Origin of the sequence: Sphingopyxis sp. C-1, assembly GCF_001047015.1 — a bacterium.
Taxonomy (GTDB): Bacteria; Pseudomonadota; Alphaproteobacteria; order Sphingomonadales; family Sphingomonadaceae; genus Sphingopyxis.
The window spans coordinates 391,735-408,345 of record NZ_BBRO01000002.1; the positions used below are offsets into that span (position 1 = coordinate 391,735).

Annotated in this window: 14 protein-coding genes; 10 read left to right on the forward strand and 4 right to left on the reverse strand. The window is 65.9% G+C overall.

From position 1 onward, the window contains the following. Positions 1 to 235 precede the first annotated feature (235 nt). From SC1_RS16465 to SC1_RS16490, 6 genes are all read left to right on the forward strand, one after another. Positions 236 to 1,867 carry a bifunctional diguanylate cyclase/phosphodiesterase gene (locus SC1_RS16465; protein ID WP_062185101.1) on the forward strand — a complete coding sequence of 544 codons (1,632 nt, stop codon included), beginning with the start codon at positions 236 to 238 and terminating at the stop codon, positions 1,865 to 1,867. Positions 1,868 to 2,017: 150 nt separating this feature from the next. Further along, positions 2,018 to 2,824, forward strand: a complete 807-nt coding sequence (gene dapF / locus SC1_RS16470) for a diaminopimelate epimerase (RefSeq protein WP_062185103.1) — start codon at positions 2,018 to 2,020, stop codon at positions 2,822 to 2,824. Continuing rightward, positions 2,821 to 4,131 (forward strand): MiaB/RimO family radical SAM methylthiotransferase, encoded by a 1,311-nt coding sequence (locus tag SC1_RS16475; RefSeq protein WP_062185105.1) that lies wholly within the window; start codon positions 2,821 to 2,823, stop codon positions 4,129 to 4,131. The genes dapF and SC1_RS16475 overlap by 4 nt, the downstream gene beginning before the upstream one ends. After that, positions 4,128 to 5,054, forward strand: a complete 927-nt coding sequence (gene ftsY / locus SC1_RS16480; RefSeq protein ID WP_062185107.1) for a signal recognition particle-docking protein FtsY — start codon at positions 4,128 to 4,130, stop codon at positions 5,052 to 5,054. The genes SC1_RS16475 and ftsY overlap by 4 nt, the downstream gene beginning before the upstream one ends. After that, positions 5,051 to 5,722, forward strand: coding sequence for an inner membrane-spanning protein YciB (locus SC1_RS16485; protein WP_062185108.1), 672 nt, complete (start codon positions 5,051 to 5,053; stop codon positions 5,720 to 5,722). Before ftsY ends, SC1_RS16485 begins: the two co-directional genes overlap by 4 nt. An 83-nt stretch (positions 5,723 to 5,805) precedes the next feature. Next, positions 5,806 to 6,378, forward strand: coding sequence for a urate hydroxylase PuuD (locus SC1_RS16490; RefSeq protein WP_062185110.1), 573 nt, complete (start codon positions 5,806 to 5,808; stop codon positions 6,376 to 6,378). A gap of 60 nt (positions 6,379 to 6,438) precedes the next feature. Here the strand turns inward: SC1_RS16490 and SC1_RS16495 are convergent, their stop codons facing one another. The 4 genes from SC1_RS16495 to SC1_RS16510 form a co-directional block, all read right to left on the reverse strand. Then, positions 6,439 to 6,993, reverse strand: a complete 555-nt coding sequence (locus SC1_RS16495) for a gamma carbonic anhydrase family protein (RefSeq protein ID WP_062185113.1) — start codon at positions 6,991 to 6,993, stop codon at positions 6,439 to 6,441. After that, positions 6,990 to 9,242 (reverse strand): fused MFS/spermidine synthase, encoded by a 2,253-nt coding sequence (locus SC1_RS16500; protein ID WP_062185115.1) that lies wholly within the window; start codon positions 9,240 to 9,242, stop codon positions 6,990 to 6,992. Before SC1_RS16500 ends, SC1_RS16495 begins: the two co-directional genes overlap by 4 nt. Before the next feature lie 4 nt (positions 9,243 to 9,246). After that, the gene (hemB, locus tag SC1_RS16505) at positions 9,247 to 10,245 is read right to left on the reverse strand and encodes a porphobilinogen synthase (RefSeq protein ID WP_062185118.1); all 999 of its coding nucleotides are present in this window, start codon (positions 10,243 to 10,245) and stop codon (positions 9,247 to 9,249) included. Between the two features lie 81 nt (positions 10,246 to 10,326). Next, positions 10,327 to 11,871: a M23 family metallopeptidase gene (locus tag SC1_RS16510; RefSeq protein ID WP_062185121.1), complete on the reverse strand. Its 1,545-nt coding sequence runs from the start codon at positions 11,869 to 11,871 to the stop codon at positions 10,327 to 10,329. Positions 11,872 to 12,145: 274 nt separating this feature from the next. Here SC1_RS16510 and SC1_RS16515 point away from each other — a divergent pair, with 274 nt between their 5' ends. The 4 genes from SC1_RS16515 (at position 12,146) to clpP (ending at position 16,545) form a co-directional block, all read left to right on the forward strand. Continuing rightward, a complete protein-coding gene (locus tag SC1_RS16515) occupies positions 12,146 to 14,929 on the forward strand; it encodes a helicase-related protein (RefSeq protein ID WP_062186878.1) in 2,784 nt (927 codons plus the stop codon). Then, the gene (locus SC1_RS16520; protein ID WP_062185124.1) at positions 14,929 to 15,228 is read left to right on the forward strand and encodes an RNA-binding S4 domain-containing protein; all 300 of its coding nucleotides are present in this window, start codon (positions 14,929 to 14,931) and stop codon (positions 15,226 to 15,228) included. Before SC1_RS16515 ends, SC1_RS16520 begins: the two co-directional genes overlap by 1 nt. A 171-nt stretch (positions 15,229 to 15,399) precedes the next feature. Then, the gene (fdxA, locus tag SC1_RS16525) at positions 15,400 to 15,738 is read left to right on the forward strand and encodes a ferredoxin FdxA (RefSeq protein WP_037513620.1); all 339 of its coding nucleotides are present in this window, start codon (positions 15,400 to 15,402) and stop codon (positions 15,736 to 15,738) included. Between the two features lie 156 nt (positions 15,739 to 15,894). Then, on the forward strand, positions 15,895 to 16,545 hold the full coding sequence (gene clpP, locus SC1_RS16530; RefSeq protein ID WP_062185127.1) for an ATP-dependent Clp endopeptidase proteolytic subunit ClpP: 651 nt from the start codon (positions 15,895 to 15,897) through the stop codon (positions 16,543 to 16,545). Positions 16,546 to 16,611 lie beyond the last annotated feature (66 nt).

Here is a 16,611-nt window from a genome sequence, read left to right on the forward strand (position 1 = left end):
TTGCTTACGAGGCCCGCAACGCAAAAGACGCCGGTGAGCGAAACCTCGCCAACCAGCGGCTATCCGTGGACAGACTTTCCGTCGCGGACATCGATATGCCCGTGCGCAAGATGCGCGCGAACGCGGCGGCCTCTACACAAAAGCGCACGCAAAGGCAAGGTGCCGCGCCGAAGCGCACTTAACCCAAATTTCACCGCTTTGCCCCATAGAACCGGCGAGGGTGGGACAAATTCATATGACAGCGACGCCGAAGCCATTCGACCGAAGCGAGGGCGCAAAACGCGATATCATTGCCGGTGGCATAGTCGTCGCCGCGATCCTGCTGTTCGTGGGGACGGGCAGCAATGTGATGCAGGCGGCGGTGCGTGCATTGATCGGCATCGGCGGTGGTCCCGACCGGGCGCTGGCGACGGCGCTCATTCTCAATGTCGCGCTGATTCTCTTCGGCTGGCGCCGCTACAAGGATCTCAACCGCGAAATCCTCGAGCGCACCGAAGCCGAACAGCGCGCGCGCTACCTCGCCGACACCGACCCGCTGACGGGTTTCCTCAATCGCCGGGCCCTGCTCGCGACTGGACAACTGCAGATCGCGAACGCGATCGCCGAAAAGCGCCAAGTCGCACTGTTCCTGCTCGACCTCGATCACTTCAAGACCGTCAACGACATTCATGGTCACGCGGCGGGGGACCGCGTGCTGCAGGTCGCAGCCGAACGTATCTCGGCGGTACTACCGCCAAATGCCACCAAGGCGCGGCTCGGTGGCGACGAGTTCGTCGCGATGCTGGCGTTCGAGCCTGCGGCGCGCGCCGACATCGACGCCCTGGCGGCCGAACTCGTCATGGCGCTCGACAATGTTATCGCGCACGATGCGCAGCAGATTCGGGTCGGCGCGTCGCTCGGCCTATCGCTCGCCAGCGATGCCAGCGTCACAATGGAAACGATGGTCCGTCAGGCCGACATCGCAATGTATAATTGCAAGGACGAAGGCCGGAATCGCTTCTGCTGGTTCGAGGCCGGAATGGAAATGGCGGTGCAGGTGCGCAACCAGATCGAAACGGGCATTCGCGACGGCATGCCGCGCGGCGAGTTCGTCCCCCATTTCGAGCCGCAGGTGGATATCGCCAGTGGGAGACTGCTCGGTTTCGAGATGCTCATGCGCTGGGAATCGCCCGAATATGGGATGATCCCGCCGGAACGCTTTATTCCCGTTGCCGAGGAAAGCGGCCTGATAGGCGAATTGTCGCTGCAGGTCATCCGCGAGGCGATGGAAGTCGCCAAACGCTGGGACCCGTCGATCATGCTTGCGGTCAACATCTCGCCGCAGCAACTGAAAGACCCGTGGTTCAGCCAGAAGCTGACCAAGCTGCTCGTCGAGGTCGGTTTCCCGGCGGCGCAGCTCGAGGTAGAGATCACCGAAAGCTCGCTGTTCGAAAATCTGCCGCTGGTGCGATCGATCGTCACCAGCCTGAAGAATCAGGGTGTGTCGCTGAGCCTCGACGATTTCGGCACCGGCTACAGCTCGCTGTCGCATCTGCGTGCGCTGCCGTTCGATCGGATCAAGATCGACCGCAGCTTCATCGCTGCGATGCGGGGCAGCCCCGATGCGCAGGCAATCGTCATTGCTATCGTGCGACTGGGCGAAAGCCTCGCGATGCCGATAACCGCCGAAGGCGTCGAGGACGAGGCCACCGCGATCGAACTGACGCGGCTCGGCTGTTCGAAGGGTCAGGGCTGGTATTTCGGCCGTGCCGCGTCGGCCGCCGACACCGAACGGTTGCTTGCCGAGCGCGGCCTGCTCCGCGCCCCCATGGTGCCGCCCGCCGGTCCCGACGCCGGCGAGGACGAACGGCTGCGCAAATCGGCGTAACCTGTTCGTCACCCCCGCGAGGCGGGGGTCGCCGTAGACCTTTCGCATCGCTGCCGCTTTAAACCTCTCGCGGCCCTCGCCTTCGCGGGAGCGAGGGGATGCCCGCCCACATCGCTAGACTTCGCTGCCCTCCCCCCCTAAATGCGCCCTATGGCAGACCGCTTCACCAAGATGCACGGCCTCGGCAACGACTTTGTCGTGATCGACGCGCGCGTGGCGCCCGTCGAAATGACGCCGGCACGCGCGCATGCAATCGCCGATCGGCGCCACGGCATCGGGTGCGACCAGCTGATCCTGCTCGAACCGTCGACCAGCGCGGACGTGAAGATGCGCATCTTCAACGCCGACGGCGGCGAGGTCGAGGCATGCGGCAATGCGACGCGCTGCGTCGCGACGCTGATCGGCAAGCCCGCGGTGATCGAGACGCTGGGCGGTATGCTGCGCGTCACGCCGGCCGACGGCGGCGCCGAAGTCGTACTCGGCGAACCCGAATTCGACTGGGAACATATCCCGCTTGCGATGCCGATGGACACACGCGACATGCCCGTCGCGTGGGACGAGCTGGAACATGGCGCGGCGGTCAATGTCGGCAATCCGCATATCATCTTTTTCGTGCCCGAGGCCGACGCGGTCGCACTCGACGAGTTGGGGCCCCGGATCGAGACCGACCCGCTGTTTCCCGAGCGCGTCAACGTCAATGTCGCCAGCCTCGACGGCGAAAACCAGTTGCAGCTACGCGTCTGGGAACGCGGCGTCGGGCTGACGCAGGCATGCGGTACCGGCGCATGCGCGACTGCGGTTGCGGCAATCCGCGCAGGCAAGGTGCAATCGCCCGTCACCATATCGCTCCCCGGCGGCGACCTTATCATCCGCTGGGCGCCGGGCGAGCCGATCGTGATGAGCGGCGCCGCGACGCGCGTCTATGAAGGCGAGACCGACTGGGCGCAGTTCGGATGAGCACCACCCTCGCCGACCGGCAAGAGGTCGTCAATTTCGGTTGTCGGCTGAACATCGCCGAGGGTGAAGCCATCCGCTCGGCCGTCGCGGCGGCGGGTGCGCAGAGCATAACCGTCTTCAATAGCTGCGCCGTGACCGACGAGGCGGTGCGGCAGGCGCGGCAGGCAGTGCGCCGCGCCCTGCGCGAGCGGCCCGGAACCGAGGTGGTGGTGACCGGGTGCGCGGCGGAGCTCGAACGCGGCGCCTTCGCCGCGATGGGCGCGCGGGTGGTGAGCAACGATGCCAAGGGCTTGGCCCAGAGCTATGAAAGCACCGCGTCCTCGCGCGGGCGGGGAACCATCGTTGGCGAGCTCCAGCTCGAACCGGCGGGAGATGGGCCCCTGCCTTCGCAGGGACAGGCTTTCTTTCCCTATAGCCCCGCCCTTTCAGGCGCCGATCATGCCCGCGCTTTCCTTGGTGTCCAGACCGGCTGTTCGCATAGCTGTACCTTTTGCGCGACGGTGCTGGCGCGTGGGACGGCGCGGTCGGCAAGCGTCGATGCAGTCGTCGCATCCGCACAAACCGCTCTCGACCGCGGCCAGCGCGAGATCATCCTGACCGGCGTCGACCTCGCCAGCTATGGCGACGACAGCGGTACGACATTGGCCGCGCTGGTCGAGGCATTGCTCGCTTTGCCGGTCGAACGACTGCGCCTTTCGTCGCTCGACCCAAACCGGATCGACGATGCGCTTTTCGCGCTGCTGACCGAGGAAACGCGCGTGATGCCGCATGTCCATCTGTCGCTGCAGGCGGGCGATGATATGGTGCTGACGCGCATGAAGCGCCGCCACCGCCGCGCTGATGCCGTTGCGTTGATCGAGCGATTGAAGGCCGCGCGCGCGGAGATCGCCATCGGTGCCGACCTGATCGCGGGCTTTCCGACCGAGGACGAAGCGATGTTCGCCAACTCGCTGGCGCTGATCGACGATTGCGACATCATGTTCGGCCATATCTTTCCATACAGCCCGCGCGCCGGGACGCCCGCCGCCCGCATGCCGCAGGTCGGGCGCACCATCGCGCGCGAGCGGGCGGCGATCCTGCGCGAGGCCAATGCCCGGCGGCGGCAGGACTGGCTGGATACACAGATCGGCCATACCGCATCGATGCTCGTCGAACGCGACGGCGTCAGCGGCCATGCCGAAAATTTCGCCGCCGTGGCGCTGACCACGCCGGTGGCGCCCGGTACTATCATTGACGTGCGCCTGTCGGCGCGCGAGGGCGACCGCATGGTCGCAACCCCAATTGAGGAAAAGGACATCGCCGCATGACCGGCAAAAGCTGGAGCGAAAGGCTACTTGGCGGATTTCGCCGTACCTCCGAACGGCTCGGCGAGAATCTGGCCGGGCTGACCGGCAAGGCGCGGCTAGACGAGGATGATCTCGACCGGATCGAGGAAGCGCTGATCACCGCCGACCTTGGCCCCGCGATGGCCGACCGCATTCGCGGCCGCCTGGCCGAACGCCGCGATATCGCCGCGAACGGAACCGAGGAACTGCGCAAGGTCGTCGCCGACGAAATCGCGGCCGTCCTGCGTCCCGTTGCCGAACCGCTCGACATCGACGCCTTTCCGCGTCCGCAGGTCATTCTGGTGATCGGGGTCAACGGGTCGGGCAAGACCACCACCATCGCCAAGCTCGCGCATCTGTTCCAGGAGCAGGATTATGGCGTGATGCTCGTGGCAGGCGACACCTTTCGCGCGGCAGCGATCGGCCAGCTCAAGGTCTGGGCCGAACGGCTGGGCGTGCCGATCATGGCGGGCCCCGAAGGCGGCGACAGCGCGGGCATCGTGTTCGACGCGGTGAAACAGGCGACCGCGACCGGGATCGACGTGCTGATCGTCGACACCGCCGGGCGGCTCCAGAACAAGCGCGAACTGATGGACGAGCTTGCCAAGATCAAGCGCGTGCTTGGCCGGCTCAATCCCGCCGCGCCGCACGACGTCGTGCTCGTGCTCGACGCGACGACGGGGCAGAATGCGCTGTCGCAGATCGACGTTTTCCGAGAGGTTGCGGGGGTAACCGGCCTCGTCATGACCAAACTCGACGGCACCGCGCGCGGCGGTGTGCTCGTGTCCGCCGCCGAGCGCCACGGGCTTCCCATCCATGCGATCGGCATTGGCGAAACCATCGACGACCTTCGCCCGTTCGATGCGGACGAGATCGCAGCCATTATTGCAGGAAATATCCGATGAGCGACGTGCTTCCCTCTGGCCCCGAAGCCGTCCCGGCACCGCCGCCGGCAAAGCATGGATGGCTCAACTTCGTCATCGATTTCGGGCCTTTGCTCGTCTTCTTCCTTGCCTATAAATTCTCGTCCGGCGGTGAAGGCGGGTTCGCCGCGACGACTGCGGCGATCAAGGGCACGGTGGCGTTCATGATCGCGATCGTCATTGCGATGATCGTGTCGAAATGGAAGCTCGGCAAGATTTCGCCGATGCTGTGGATGTCGAGCATCCTCGTCCTCGGTTTCGGCGCGCTGACGATCTGGTTTCACGACGAGCGTTTCATCGTGATGAAGCCGACGATCATCTATGCCGCCTTCGCCGTGCTGCTGCTCGGCGGCGTGTGGTTCAAAAAACCGATGCTCAAATATCTGCTGCAATCGGCGCTCGAGGGGCTGACCGACCGCGGCTGGCTGTTGCTCTCGCGCAACTGGGGGATATTCTTTGCCGCGCTCGGCATCGCCAATCATGTGATGTACGAGCTGATCCAGGCGAAGCAGATGAGCTTCGATCTGTGGCTGACGATCAAGGTCTGGGGCGTCACCGCCCTCTCCTTCCTCTTCACTTTCAGCCAGGTTCCTGTGATGCTCAAGAACGGGCTCGCGGTGCCGGAAGAGCCTGCAACCGACAAAAATTGATGCATTTCCCTCTCGGACTGGCATAGCTGCGTCACCGGCACCGGGTCGCACGCGGGCGCCGCGACAAAATAGGGGGAACTGCCATGGACAAATTTTTCGGAAATCTGCACGCCGTACTGGGCACCGGCCTTGTGCTTGCGATCATCCTGATGCTCTGCCTCAACGGCCAGAATTTTGAGGATGGGGTCGCGGCGGGCAACGCGATCATGCGCTGGCTGCACACCTTCTTCGGCGTGCTGTGGATCGGCCTGCTTTACTATTTCAACTTCGTCCAGATTCCGACGATGCCGAAAATCCCGGCCGAACTGAAACCCGCCGTCGGCAAGCATATCGCGCCCGCCGCGCTGTTCTGGTTCCGCTGGGCGGCGCTGGTCACCGTGCTGCTCGGCCTCGCGATCGCCGGCCACGCCAAATATCTGGCACCCGCGCTGGGGCTCCAGGACCCGTACAAGCTGATCGGCGTCGGCATGTGGCTGGGCCTGATCATGGCGTTCAACGTGTGGTTCGTGATCTGGCCGAACCAGAAGAAGGCGCTGGGCATCGTCGAGGCCGACGATGCGACCAAGGCGAAGGCCGCAAAGACCGCGATGATCTTTTCGCGGACCAACACCTTGCTGTCGATCCCGATGCTCTATGCGATGGTGAACTTCAGCTAAGTCAGCGAAGCTAGTCGAAAGGGCGTCCCAGGAAACCAGGGCGCCCTTTTTCTTGGGCCATCAGCCCTCGATCGCCGCCTTGTGCATGCGGCCGTTCATCACATAATGCGCGACGCCCATCTGCATTCCCGCAGCCTGCGCATCGTCGATCTCGCGCACGCGCCGCGCGGGCGATCCGGCCCATAGCTCACGCCCCGGAATTTCCTTGTTCTCGGTCAGCAGCGCACCCGCGGCGAGCATCGCGTCGCTGCCGATGCGGCACCCGTTCATCACCGTCGCCTTGAGGCCCACGAAGGCGCGATCCGCCAGCGTGCAGCCATGCACCATCGCCATATGGCCGATCAGCACATCCTCGCCGATGATCGTCGGGAAGCCGTCGGGGCGGTGCGGCATCTGGCCGTCGCAATGGACGACGCTGCCGTCCTGGATGTTCGAGCGCGCGCCGACGACGATGCGGCTGACATCGGCGCGCAGCACGCAATTATACCAGATGCTGACATCGGGCCCGATCGTCACGTCGCCGATGATCCGGCACCCCGGCGCGATAAAGGCGCTGGGGTCGATCTGCGGCGTCTTGCCGTTCACGCTGATGATGCTGACGTCCTGATAGGTCATTCGTCGCGGCCTCCGATGATATTCTTCCAGATCAGCACCGGTAGCGTCGAGGCATAATCGTCGGTCCAGCGCTCGAAACCGGGACGCGCCGCCAGCGGCACCCACGCATCGAGGTCCATCGCGTCCTTGCGCGGACGAATGCCGCCGGTCAATTGTTGCATCCGGGCAGGCGTCGCGGTCAGCGCGACCCAGTTCGATCCGGTGAGGTCGCCATATTCGTCGCCGATCGGGCCGGGGTCCATGCGGATCGCACTGGTCCAGCCCCGCGCCTTCGCCTCCGCCGCCAGCACCGGCTCCAGATCGAAGAAACGGTTCGAGATGTGGATGAGCAATATGCCGTCGGGCTTCATCGCGCGCGCATAGATGCCGATCGCCTCTTCGGTCAGCAGGTGCAGCGGGATCGCGTCGGACGAGAAGGCGTCGATGACGATGACGTCGAAGCGCCCCGCGGGTTGGTTGGCGAGTTGCAGCCGCGCGTCGCCGATGACGATCGGCGTGTCACCCGCGCAATCCGACAGGAAAGTGAATTTGGACGGATCGCGCGCAATATCGACCATCACCGGATCGATTTCGAAGATCGTCCAATGCTGGCCAGGCTTGCGATAACAGGCGAGCGTGCCCGCCCCCAGCCCGACGATGCCGATCGACGCACCCGGTCCCGCGAGCGCCCCAGCCTTGTCGAGCGTCAGCCCGACCCCCGACTGATGACCATAATAGGTCGTCGGATCGCGCCGGTGCGCGGCGTCGGTGCGCTGGAGGCCGTGGAGCGTCGTGCCATGCGCCAGGCGGCGCTGGTTCGACTGGGGATAGTCGGTGACGGTATAAACGCCGAAATAGCTGCGGACGCGCGCGTCGGTGAAGCTTTCCTGAATCGTGTCCCAGCCGCCGACGCCGATCATGAGCAATCCGAGCACGGGCACAAAGGCCCAGCGCCAGCCGATGACGAGGATGCCGATGACGAAGATCGCGATGCCCCACGAGGTCGTCGCGCCGTCGAGCCGGCCGGTCCAATCGCCGACCATATGCCAGGCGCCGAAGGCGGCGATCAGGACGAGAACTGCCGCAGTAATCCGCGCCGTCTTCGCCTCGAGCCCCAACCATTTGTCCCACGGGAGCAGCGCGGGGAGCGGCAACAGCACCCCCGCAGCGAGGATCAGGATCGGATGCTCATACACCCAATCGAAGATCAGCGGCGCGAACAGCGCGGCGAACAACCCGCCGAGCACGCCGCCTGCCGACATGATGAGGTAGAAAAGCGTCAGATACTGCGCCCCCGGCCGAAGATGATAGAGATAGCCGTGGAGCGCGGTCGCGACGACGAACAGCATCGCGAGGCTGGCGAGCGCGACCATCATCGACCCGCCGCCCGAGCTGAGCAGCCCAAGTCCGCCGACCGCGAGCAGCACGACGGGCGCAACCAGCGTGACGATCTGCGTCGGCCGCTCCATCGTCGAAAACGCGATCACGAAGCTCAGGAGATAGAGGCCGAGCGGCAACACCCAGAGCAGGGGCATCGCGACGATGTCGGTGGTGAGATGCGTCGTCGTCGACAGCATCAGCCCCGACGGCACCGCCGCGATCAGCAACCAGTGGAGCTGACGCCGCAGCGTCGGACGCGGTTCGTCGGTGGCCGCCGCATGGGCTTCGGCGCCGCCCTGCCAACGCGCTGCAGCCGCGCCCGCGACGAGCAGGACGAGCAGCGCGTAACCCGCAGTCCAGCCCCAGCTTTGCGTCGCAAGCGGCATCGTCGGTTCGACGAGCGCCGGATAGCTGATGAGGCCGGCAAAGCTGCCGAGGTTCGACGCCGCGTAGAGATAATAGGGATCGCCTGCGCGCGTGTCGGCGGCGAACCAGCGCTGCATCAGCGGCGCCTGCGCCGATACCACAAAGAAAACGGGGCCGATCGACGCAAGCAGAAGCAAGGGCACCCACAGCGCCTCCTGCCCTGGCCCGGGCGGCGCGATCTGCGCAATACCGATCGGGAGCCACAGCGCCGCGACGAGAAATAGCGCGAGGTGAATCGTCGCCTGACGCCGCACAGTGAACCGGCCCAGCCAATGAGCATAGGCATAGCCGCCAAGCAGCAGCGCCTGATAGACGAGCATCGCGCTGTTCCACACCGCGGGCGCGCCGCCCAGCTTGGGCAGCACCATGCGCGCGACCATCGGCTGGACGAGGAAGAGGAGGAAACTGCCGACGAGGATCGTCAGCACGAACAGCCAGCGGCGCGGCGATGCGGAAGCGATCATATTGTCAGGCGCCGAGGAGCCGCGCCGCGTGCAGCGCGTGATAGCTCAAAACCCCCGATGCGCCCGCACGGCGGAACGCAAGCAAGGTTTCGAAAACGAGCGCATCGCGGTCGCCCGCACCCGCGGCAGCCGCGGCCTCGATCATCGCATATTCGCCCGACACCTGATAGGCATAGACGGGCACGGCAAAATTGTCCTTCACCGCGCGGACGATGTCGAGATAGGGCAGGCCGGGCTTCACCATCACGCTGTCCGCACCCTCGGCGAGGTCCTGCGCCACTTCGCGCAAGGCTTCCTCGCTGTTCGCGGGATCCATCTGATAGGTCTTCTTGTCGCCTTTCAGCAGCCCGCGCGAACCGACCGCGTCGCGGAACGGGCCATAGAAGGCCGAGGCATATTTGGCGGCGTAGCTCATGATCTGGACATGCCCGAAGCCCTCGGCCTCCAGCGCCTGCCGGATCGCACCGATGCGGCCGTCCATCATGTCGCTGGGAGCGATGATGTCGGCCCCGGCGCGTGCCTGGTTGAGCGCCTGCCCGACCAGCACCTCGACCGTTTCGTCGTTGAGCACATAGCCCGCATCGTCGATCAGCCCGTCCTGCCCATGGCTGGTATAGGGATCGAGTGCGACGTCGGTAAGAATGCCGATATCGTCGCCGAGCGCCTGCTTGATCGCGGCGGTGGCGCGGCACATGAGATTGTCGGGATTAAGCGCCTCGCCGCCGTCCGCGCTGCGCCGCTCGGGCTGCGTATATGGAAAGAGCGCGAGGCACGGGATGCCCGCGGCAACCGCGTCACGCGCGCGTTCGACGAGCAGGTCGACCGACCAGCGCGATACGCCGGGAAGGCTCGATATCGGTTCCTCGGTGCCCGAACCATCGGCGACGAAGAGCGGCCAGATCAGGTTCGAAGGCGAAAGCTGGGTTTCGCGCACCATCGCGCGGCTCCAGCCGGTGCGGCGGGTGCGGCGCAGGCGCAGGTCGGGGAAAGCGGCTTGGGTCATGCGGGGTGCATAGCGGCGCCGGGCCGCGGGGCAAATGTTTCTTCTATAGCCCCTCCCCTCAAGGGGAGGGCTTGAGCATATTCAAATCCCGTCGCCCGCGCGTTTCGAGGCGACGTCGGCGAGGCTGCCGAGCTTCGGTCCCTCGACCTGTTTCGGCGCGATCGGGGTCAGCGCGGCGCCGGGCGCGATCGACGTCAGCGATCGAATGCGCGCGCGGAAATCGGCGAGCGCCTTGCCCTCGAGCAGCGCGCGGGTAACGAAAGTCACCGACGACGGGTTCACCGCGCGGCCGTTGCGATAGAGTTCGTAGTGGAGGTGCGGACCAGTCGAGAGGCCGGTCGAGCCGATATAGCCGATCACCTGCCCGCGATTGACGCGCTGGCCGGGCCGCACCGCGATGCGGCTCATATGGCCATAGCCTGTGCCAAGCCCGTTGCCATGGTTGAGCTTCACATAATTGCCGAAGCCGCCATGGCGACCGGCAATCGTCACGATGCCGTCGGTGACGGCATAGATCGGCGCGCCATAGCCGCCGCCGAAATCCATGCCGCTGTGCATGCGCTTATACCCGAGAATCGGGTGGCGGCGCATGCCGAAGGTCGACGTGACGCGTCCGTTGGTCGGCCGCGCCATCCCGCCGCGCTGTTCGCCGACCCCCGATGCCTCGAACCATTGGGTCCGGCCGTCGACATTCCATTCGAGCATCGAAAGCTTTGATTTTCCGCCCCGGATCAGCCCGGCATAGAGCAGCTTGCCCGTCTCGCTCTCACCCGTTTCGGCGCGGCGATGGTCGACGATGATGTCGAACTCATCGCCGGCGCGGATATCGCTGCCGACCGAAATCTGTTTGCCGACGACGCGCAGATAGGACTGGATCGCCGCGGGCGGCGCCCCGGCGGCGCGCGCCGAACGGTAAAGGCTGTCGCCGACCCGGCCGCGGATGCGCAGCGGCGTCGCGTCGACCGCGATCGGAATGCGGCGCATCACCAGCTGGCCGCCCTGCCGCTCCATCTCGATGCGGAGGTCGAAGCGCGCACGCATGGCCAGCGCCTCTACCGGGCGCGGCATGGTCCGCGCGGCACGGCGGCCAAGGATCAAGTCGATGCGCGTGCCCGGCGCGATATCGGCGAGCGGAACCGCGCCCGACACCTGATTTGCGAGCGCCTGCGCCTCGCTGCTGCCGACGCCCGAGCGTTCGAGCAGGCGCGCGAAGCTGTCACCGCGGCCAAGCGTGGCGGTCAGCTCGATTTGCGGGCGTTCGGGGGTTTGCGTCAGCGGGCGAACCGCGTCGGTCGCCGCCATATGGCGCCCCGTGTCGCCGCCGAACGCGAGCGGCACGATCATCTGCGCACGCGCTTCGTTGAAATCGGCGGCATCGAGCGCAGGCGTGCCCCCGATCTCGAACGGCTGGATTCCGGGGAAGGTCGCGATCGCCGTTCCGCAGAGCAAGGTTAATGTCGCAAGACCGCGCCACCACTCCGCCGAACCGATATTGTCGCCAAGGTCGGGAACGAGGTCGAACTGCGCCAGCCGGTCGCGCCAGCCGAGCTGCGGTTCGGCATCGGAATCGGCGCGCCGCAGCGGGATCGCCTGCGACATCGTGAGGGCGGCCGCGTTGCCGGACATCCCCGCGATCGGTTCGTGACGCTGAAACAAATTGCAACCCCCGCTCGGCAACCAAACCCTACACCCGGCCGCCGAATGATGTTTTCGAGGCGTTGTCTGTAAAGAAAGGTCGTTAAAGTCAATTTAATGGCGGATTTGCCGCAGTTCGTTGCGGCGAGGCGTGGCGGGGTCGGGATATTATGCAACACTGCGGGAAAAATCGGCCTCCACCCTGCGGTTCGACGATAGGCTGTTGCGCGTGGACCCCGCGCATGCCAGCGTGGCTTTCAAGAAAATGACCTCTTCCTCTTCCCAGCCGGTCAAGGCTGTCCTTGGCCCCACCAACACCGGCAAAACCCATTTGGCGGTTGAGCGCCTGACCGCCCATTCGAGCGGCATGATCGGCTTTCCGCTGCGCCTGCTGGCGCGCGAGGTTTACGACCGGGTGGTCGCGATCAAGGGCCCGGCGCAGGTCGGGCTGGTCACCGGCGAAGAGCGAATCATCCCGCCCGATGCCCGCTACCTGCTCGGTACGATGGAGGCTTTGCCCGTCGAGCGCGACGTCGCCTTCGTCGGGATCGACGAGGCGCAGCTGGGCGCCGACCCCGAACGCGGCCATGTCTTCACCGACCGGCTGCTGCGCGCACGCGGGCGCGAAGAAACGATGATCCTGGGCTCGGCGAGCATAAGGGGACTGGTCAAGGGGTTGGTGCCCGAGGCCGAGATCATCACCCGGCCCCGCTTTTCGACCTTGAGCTATGCGGGATCGTCGAAGCTGTCGCGCCTGCCCAAGCGGTCCGCGATCGTCGCCTTCTCGGCCGAGGAGGTGTATGCGATCGCCGAAATGCTGCGCCGCTTTTCGGGGGGCGCGGCGGTGGTGATGGGCGCACTCAGCCCGCGGACGCGCAATGCCCAGGTTGCGATGTTCGAGGCGGGCGAGGTCGACTATCTCGTTGCAACCGACGCGATCGGCATGGGCCTGAACCTGAACGTCCAGCACGTCGCCTTCGCTAGCCTGCAGAAATTCGACGGACGGCGCCTGCGGCGGCTGACGATTTCTGAAATGGCGCAGATCGCGGGCCGTGCCGGGCGGCACCAGCAGGACGGCAGCTTCGGCACCGTCGGCCTGCCGCAAGGCGGCTTCACGCCCGAGGAAATCGCGGCGATCGAGGGGCATCATTTCCCGCCACTACCAAGCCTGTTCTGGCGCAACCCGACGCCGGGCTTCGGATCGCTCGACCAGCTCCTGTCCGACCTTGCGCAGCCGCCGACGCAGCCGATGCTTCGCACAGCCCCGGAGGCGGTCGATATCGCGGTGCTCAAGCATCTGGCGGGCGATATGGAAGTGCGCGCGCGCGGCGGCGATTTCGACGCGGTGCAGCGCCTGTGGGACGTATGCGGGCTTCCCGATTTCGAGCAATTGGGCGCCGAGCATCACAGCCGCACCGTGTTCAAGCTGTGGCAGTGGCGCACGACCGGCGACGGCATGATCGACCCCGACTGGTTCGCGCGGCGCCTTGCCCGGCTGAGCGACGTCGAGGGCGATATCGACCAACTCGCGAGCCGCATCGCCGCGGTGCGGACACTCTGCTTCATCGCACAGCGCGGCGACTGGATCGCGGGCGCGGCGGGCTGGACCGAACGGACGCAGGCGCTCGAATCGCGATTGTCCGACGCGCTGCACGCGGCGCTTGCGCAGCGTTTCGTCGACCGGCGACTCGCCCTGTTGCTCCGCGACGCGGGGCAGCGCGACGCCGCCTTGCCGGTCGCTGTCGGCGCCGATGGCACCGTCGCGGTCGACGGCGAGCCGATCGGCACGCTGAAGGGCTTTCAGTTCAAGGTCGATCCGGTGGCCAAGGCGAGTGATCATCGCATGCTGCTCGCGGCGGCCGAGAAACATCTGCGCGCCGAACTCGCGCGCCGCGCGACCGCGCTTGCCGAGGGTGACGACAGCGCGCTGTCGCTGATCGCCGAACCGGGGACGGTGCCGCGCCTTGCCTGGCATGGCCATGCCATTGCAACGCTCGCGCGCGGGCCGACGCTCGTCCAGCCGGCGATCCAGATCGACCCCTCGTTGCGGCGGCTCGAGCTTCATCAGGTGCAGGCGATTTCCGAACGGTTGCAGCGCTTCGTCGCCGCGCAGCTCGCGCGTCATGCGGGGCCGCTTGCCGCGATGGGCGAGGCGGCGGGTGACCTATTCACCCCGCCGCGCGTGCGGGCGCTGCTTGCGGCGCTCACCGACAACAGCGGCACGATCGGCCGCGCGGCCGTCGAGGATCAGCTCAGCGCCCTTACCCCCGAAGAACGCCCCCAACTGCGAAAGCTTGGCTTCACGATCGGGTCGCTCGACCTGTTCCACCCGCTGCTCTTGAAGCCGGAGGCGGTACGCTGGCGCGCCGCGCTGACCGCCGCACAGCAAGGCGCGACCGTTCCCGCGCTGCCGCAGCACGGCGCAGTGCTGCAAAAAACAGGCAGCCACGCCGGATTGGTGATCGCGGGCTTCCGCCGCTGCGCGTCGGGCTGGCTGCGCATCGACATGGCCGAAAAGCTCGCACGCCAGGCGCACGCCGCGCGAATGCAGGCCGCAGCGCCGCCGACCGCACCGCTCGCCGGGCGCGACGAGCATCACGACGACCACGGCAATGACGACAGCGAAGGCCATCCCTCCGCCCTCCCCCCCGGCTTCATCATCGACCCGGCCCTCGCGACCTCGCTCGGGCTCGACGAGGAAACGCGCCGCGCGCTACTCGGCAGCTTCGGCTTTCGCGCCGTGGGCGAGCCCGCGCTCCAGCGCTGGCGCTGGTCGGGGCTGCGCAAGCCCGAGAAAAGGCCGCGCCGGAAGCCGCACCCGCATCGCAAGAATGCCGACGCGCCGCAGCGTCCCGCGGCGAACGGCGAGGCCCGGCGCGCGCCTGCCCATCAGGTAAAGGGCAAGCGTGGCAAGCCGGACAAGCCCAGGATCGATGGACCGCGCCCACCGCGTCCCGATCGTCCTGAGAGGCAGCCGCGTCGTGGCCCCTCGCCCAACAGCCCCTTCGCGGGCCTCGCCGCGCTCCTCGCGGACGCCCGCAAAGACTGATGGCGAGTCCGGGCGCCGCAGGGAGTATCCGGCTGGACAAGCTGCTATGGTTCCTGCGCTTCGCCCGCTCGCGCAGCGTCGCGCAGGCGATGGTCGAGGCGGGGCATATCCGGCTAGATGGGCGGCGGATCACGCGCTCGTCGTGCGCGGTGCATGCCGGGGCGACGCTGGTGCTACCCGTCGGCGAACGGATCGAGGTGATCCGCCTGCTGTCGATCCCCCTGCGCCGCGGCCCCGCGCCTGAGGCGCAGGCCTGCTACGTTCGCCTTGAGGCGCAGACGCCCGCCGCCTCCAGCTGAGCTATTGGGCCGACAGGAAAAGCTGTCACCCGAAAGCCGGCGCTTTTGCGTATCGAGTGAGAGTGATTCGCAACTGTCGCTTTGCGTTGACGTGCCGCGTCAACGCGGAATAGAGGCGTTTCCGATGGATGTCGGACGGCAAGGGTGCCGCCGACAAAGGGAGCTGAACCCATGACCTATGTCGTCACCGATGCCTGCGTCCGGTGCAAATATATGGACTGTGTCGAGGTGTGCCCCGTCGACTGTTTCTATGAGGGCGAGAATATGCTCGTCATCAACCCCAATGAATGCATCGACTGCGGCGTGTGCGAACCCGAATGCCCGGCCGAGGCGATCCTGCCCGACACCGAGAGCGGGCTCGAAAAATGGCTCGAAGTGAACAGCAAGTTCAGCGCCGAATGGCCGAACATCACGGTCAAGAAAGAAACGCCGGCCGATGCCGATGAATTCAAGGGCGTCGAGAACAAGTTCGAGACGCTCTTCTCGCCGGAACCCGGCGAAGGCGACTGAACCGAAATCGGACAATCGGAACGGGGCGGGACTTTCCCGCCCCTTCTTTTTGCCCCCTTGAAAGAGCTCCGCTTGGCGACGATGTAGGAGCCTAGAGGGGCCAGCCTGCCGGATTCTCCGGTGCGGCGTCCCGATAAACATAAGGACGAATTTCCAATGATCGACCCGCTCGCCGCTCTGGTTCCCGTCGTCGTCGAGCAGACGAGCCGCGGCGAACGCAGCTTCGATATTTTCTCCCGCCTGCTGCGCGAACGGATCGTCTTCGTCACTGGAGAGGTCGAGGACAATATGGCCTCGCTGATCGTCGCCCAGCTCCTGTTCCTCGAATCGGAAAATCCGAAGAAGGACATCTATATGTACATCAACTCGCCGGGCGGTGTCGTCACGGCGGGCATGGCGATCCACGACACGATGCAATATATCCGTCCGCGCGTCGGCACGGTGTGCATCGGCCAGGCAGCGTCGATGGGCAGCTTCCTTCTTGCCGCAGGCGAACCCGGGATGCGCGTCGCGCTCACCAACGCCCGCGTGATGGTTCACCAGCCTTCGGGCGGCGCGCGCGGCATGGCGTCGGATATCGAAATCCAGGCCAAGGAAATCCTGCGCATCCGCAAGCGGATGAACGATCTCTATGTAAAATATACCGGCAAGTCGCTGAAAGAGATCGAAAAGGCGATGGATCGCGACACGTTCCTCGAAGCCGACGAGGCGAAGGAATTCGGTCTCGTCGACCATGTCTACGACCGCCGTCCGGGCCTGCCCGGCGATGACGCGGCGAAGGACGTGAGCGAAGGCCCGACGCCCTGATACGGGCGCGGGACGACTCGGCATGCCGACGAAAGTTCCCGGTAACCGCGTTTCTTGACGTCCGCT

Excerpts from the sequence above, each read along its gene's own strand:
- SC1_RS16500 (WP_062185115.1), bottom strand. The coding sequence starts at position 9,242 with ATGATCGCTTCCGCATCGCCGCGCCGCTGGCTGTTCGTGCTGACGATC.
- hemB (WP_062185118.1), bottom strand. The coding sequence starts at position 10,245 with ATGACCCAAGCCGCTTTCCCCGACCTGCGCCTGCGCCGCACCCGCCGC.
- ftsY (WP_062185107.1), top strand. The coding sequence starts at position 4,128 with ATGACCGGCAAAAGCTGGAGCGAAAGGCTACTTGGCGGATTTCGCCGT.
- dapF (WP_062185103.1), top strand. The coding sequence starts at position 2,018 with ATGGCAGACCGCTTCACCAAGATGCACGGCCTCGGCAACGACTTTGTC.
- fdxA (WP_037513620.1), top strand. The coding sequence starts at position 15,400 with ATGACCTATGTCGTCACCGATGCCTGCGTCCGGTGCAAATATATGGAC.
- SC1_RS16485 (WP_062185108.1), top strand. The coding sequence starts at position 5,051 with ATGAGCGACGTGCTTCCCTCTGGCCCCGAAGCCGTCCCGGCACCGCCG.
- SC1_RS16475 (WP_062185105.1), top strand. The coding sequence starts at position 2,821 with ATGAGCACCACCCTCGCCGACCGGCAAGAGGTCGTCAATTTCGGTTGT.
- SC1_RS16515 (WP_062186878.1), top strand. The coding sequence starts at position 12,146 with ATGACCTCTTCCTCTTCCCAGCCGGTCAAGGCTGTCCTTGGCCCCACC.
- SC1_RS16510 (WP_062185121.1), bottom strand. The coding sequence starts at position 11,871 with ATGTCCGGCAACGCGGCCGCCCTCACGATGTCGCAGGCGATCCCGCTG.
- clpP (WP_062185127.1), top strand. The coding sequence starts at position 15,895 with ATGATCGACCCGCTCGCCGCTCTGGTTCCCGTCGTCGTCGAGCAGACG.
- SC1_RS16495 (WP_062185113.1), bottom strand. The coding sequence starts at position 6,993 with ATGACCTATCAGGACGTCAGCATCATCAGCGTGAACGGCAAGACGCCG.
- SC1_RS16520 (WP_062185124.1), top strand. The coding sequence starts at position 14,929 with ATGGCGAGTCCGGGCGCCGCAGGGAGTATCCGGCTGGACAAGCTGCTA.
- SC1_RS16465 (WP_062185101.1), top strand. The coding sequence starts at position 236 with ATGACAGCGACGCCGAAGCCATTCGACCGAAGCGAGGGCGCAAAACGC.
- SC1_RS16490 (WP_062185110.1), top strand. The coding sequence starts at position 5,806 with ATGGACAAATTTTTCGGAAATCTGCACGCCGTACTGGGCACCGGCCTT.